3 protein-coding genes are annotated in these 3,136 nt (G+C 68.7%); 2 read left to right on the top strand and 1 reads right to left on the bottom strand.

What is annotated here, in order from left to right:
- Positions 1-32: 32 nt before the first annotated feature.
- On the bottom strand, positions 33-635 hold the full coding sequence (locus ROTAS13_RS21890; RefSeq protein WP_075823415.1) for an alpha/beta hydrolase: 603 nt from the start codon (positions 633-635) through the stop codon (positions 33-35).
- 99 nt (positions 636-734) lie between these two features.
- Here ROTAS13_RS21890 and kynA point away from each other — a divergent pair, with 99 nt between their 5' ends.
- Positions 735-1,622: a tryptophan 2,3-dioxygenase gene (kynA, locus tag ROTAS13_RS21885; protein WP_083755663.1), complete on the top strand. Its 888-nt coding sequence runs from the start codon at positions 735-737 to the stop codon at positions 1,620-1,622.
- A gap of 158 nt (positions 1,623-1,780) precedes the next feature.
- Positions 1,781-3,013 (top strand): oxalate decarboxylase family bicupin, encoded by a 1,233-nt coding sequence (locus tag ROTAS13_RS21880; protein WP_075823413.1) that lies wholly within the window; start codon positions 1,781-1,783, stop codon positions 3,011-3,013.
- Positions 3,014-3,136 lie beyond the last annotated feature (123 nt).

Here is a 3,136-nt window from a genome sequence, read left to right as displayed (position 1 = left end):
TCGCCTTACGGTGGAGCTGTGCGTAGATGTGATCAAGAGACAGCGTTGACATAGCTTCGCCGGACCGGCTCCAGTTCGAAGACGCCGGACAGCAGCGCCAGGCCGCGCAGCGGCACCGCCGCGCCGATCTGCGTCATGGCGGCGAGATGCGCCCCCGCCGAATGCCCCGCCACCACCACCCGCCCCGGATCGAAGCCCAGGGTGGCGGCCTCGGAGAGCAGCCAGGACAGGCCGCGCCGCGCCTGCGCCACGATGGCGGGCAGCGTGACCTCCGGCGCCAGGGCATAGTCCATCACGGCGACATCGACGCCCGCCTCTACCCAGCCGGGGGCGAGGAAGCCGGATTCCTCCTTCGAGACATGCTGCCAGAAGCCGCCATGCAGATAGACCAGCAGCGCGCCGGAGGGATTCGCCGCGCGGAAATAGTCGATCCTTTCGCGCGGGTGCGGTCCATAGGCCAGGTCGGGGCGCAGGCGTCCGGCGTGGCGGGCCTTGGCCAGGGCGGTGCGCCGCCCCCAGTCCCCGATCACCGCCGGCAGGGAATCCACGAAGAGGCTGGGGCTGTAGTCGCGGTCCAGCTCCTCCCGGCTGCGGGCGGAGGACAGGAAGAGCGAACTGGTCCGGGAAAGGGTCATCGGGTCCGGCGCATCGGGGGTGACGGTGCTATCCTGGCCGCGGACACGGCCGGCCGCAAACCGGCATCCTTTTCCAGCCCCGATCCGGAGCCCGCCCCGATGAGCGCCCCGACGAATGCCTCCCTGAGCTCTCCCACGGACTCCCCCGGGGCCGAACCCCCGCCCAGCCGCGTCACCGAGGGCATCCACACCGATTTCGCGCGGAGCATGGGCTATGGGGAGTACCTGCGGCTCGACCTGCTGCTCTCGGCGCAGCAGCCACTCAGCACGCATCACGACGAGATGCTGTTCATCACCATCCACCACGTGCAGGAAGTCTGGCTGAAGCTGATCACGCACGAACTCGTCCTGGCGCTGGATTCCATCCGCCGCGACGCGCTGGACCCGGCCTTCAAGGCGCTGGCCCGGGTCTCGCGCATCCAGTCGCAGATGATCGGCGCCTGGGACGTGCTCTCCACCATGACGCCGGCGGACTATCTCAGCTTCCGCGGCGTGCTGGGCAAGTCCTCCGGCTTCCAGTCCTTCCAGTACCGGATGCTGGAATTCCGCCTGGGCGCCAAGGACGCGAAGATGATGCTGCCGCACCGGCACGACACGGCGGCACACGCGACGCTGGACGCGGCACTGCGCGCGCCGAGCCTCTACGACGAAGCCATCCGCCTTCTGGCACGGCGCGGCTTCGCCCTGCCGGCGTCGCTGCTGGAGCGCGACCTGACGCAGCCGCACCGGCACAGCCCGGAACTGCAGGCGGCCTGGCTGCGGATCTACCGCGAGGCGGAGACGCATTTCGATCTCTACCAGCTCGCGGAGGAGCTGGTGGATGTGGAGGATTCCTTCCAGCAATGGCGCTTCCGCCACATGAAGACGGTGGAGCGCATCATCGGCTTCCGCGCCGGGACCGGTGGTTCCGCCGGCGTCGCCTTCCTGCGCACGGCGCTGGAACGCTCCTTCTTCCCGGAGCTCTGGCAGGTCCGCACCGAGATCTGACGTGCGCCCATGAGGCATCGTCGCGAGAGGTTGAAGCACCCCCCGCATGGACGCGTGGGACGGGCCGCCCCATAAGTCCGCGGCAAGTTATCGGGCAAAGCCGGGAGACTCGAATACTTGTGATCGACATGAACGATTGGTCACACGGAGTATAACTCATGAATTCGGTCTCCCGCCGGAACGTCATCGCCGGAACCGCCGCAGCCGCCGCCCTGGTGCCCGCCGCGGCGGGCGCGCAACAGGCCGCGCAGACCCCGCAGCCCAGCCGCGCCCCCAACACCGGCGGCACCGATCCCGGCCCGCGTGACCTGTCGCGCACGCGGCAGAATCCGGACATGCTGAACCCGCCCTCCACGGATCACGGGACGCTGCCGAACCTCCGCTTCTCCTATGCCGACGCGCATGTGCGGCAGGAAAGCGGCGGCTGGACGCGGCAGGTCACGGTGCGCGAGCTTGGCGTGTCGCAGGACATCGCCGGGGTGAACATGCGCCTCAATGCCGGCGGCGTGCGCGAGCTGCACTGGCACAAGGAGGCCGAGTGGGCCTACATGCTCTACGGCAGTGCCCGCATCACCGCGATCGATACGCAGGGCCGGCAGTTCGTGGACGATGTCGGCGTCGGCGACCTCTGGTACTTCTCCGGCGGCATCCCGCATTCGATCCAGGGCCTGGGCGATGACGGCTGCGAGTTCCTGCTCGTCTTCGACGACGGGCATTTCGACGAGGACAGCACCTTCCTGATCAGCGACTGGTTCCGCCGCGTGCCGGCCGAGGTGCTGGCCAAGAACTTCGGCGTGCCCGCCAATCTCTTCGGCCATACGCCGAGCCCGGACGAGCTCTATATCTTCAAGGCGGACAAGCCCGGGCCGCTGGCGCAGGACCGCCTCGATGGCGTGACGCAGGTGCCCTCGGCCGAGAGCTTCAGCCACCGCATGCTGGCGCAGGACCCGATCCGCACGAAGAGCGGCACGGTGCGCATCACGGATTCCTCCGTCTTCAAGGCCTCGAAGACCATCGCCGCGGCCCTGGTGGAAATCGAGCCCGGCGGGCTGCGCGAGCTGCACTGGCACCCGAACACCAACGAATGGCAGTACTACATCGAGGGGCAGGCACGCATGGGCGTCTTCGCCGCCTCCGGCCAGGCGCGCACCTTCGACTACGTGGCGGGCGATGTCGGCTACGTGCCCTTCGCCATGGGCCACTACGTCGAGAACACCGGCAACACCACCCTGCGCTTCCTGGAGATGTTCCGCAGCGACCACTACGCCGACCTGTCGCTGAACCAATGGATGGCCCTGACGCCGCAGCAGCTCCTGCAGTCGCACCTGCATCTGGACAAGCAGGTGATCGGCGCACTGCGCCGCGACAAGGCACCGGTCGTGCCGGCCTGATGCGCAATGCCGCCCGGCCGTGGATGATGGCCGGGCGGCATTGCGCCGTCCCGGAGGAAAGGCGCTGCCTTTCCCCCGGACCCCCTATCCGCCAGGACCCTGCGGGCCCTGGACCCGACGAGC

This window comes from Roseomonas sp. TAS13, assembly GCF_001950415.1.
Classification (GTDB): Bacteria; Pseudomonadota; Alphaproteobacteria; order Acetobacterales; family Acetobacteraceae; genus Roseomonas; species Roseomonas mucosa.
The sequence above is the reverse complement of the archived record's forward strand: the minus strand, read 5'-3'. Positions and strand labels throughout refer to the sequence as shown.

Bases quoted from the DNA above. Each gene is read 5' to 3' on its own strand.
- ROTAS13_RS21880 (WP_075823413.1), top strand. From the start codon at position 1,781: ATGAATTCGGTCTCCCGCCGGAACGTCATCGCCGGAACCGCCGCAGCC.
- ROTAS13_RS21890 (WP_075823415.1), bottom strand. From the start codon at position 635: ATGACCCTTTCCCGGACCAGTTCGCTCTTCCTGTCCTCCGCCCGCAGC.
- kynA (WP_083755663.1), top strand. From the start codon at position 735: ATGAGCGCCCCGACGAATGCCTCCCTGAGCTCTCCCACGGACTCCCCC.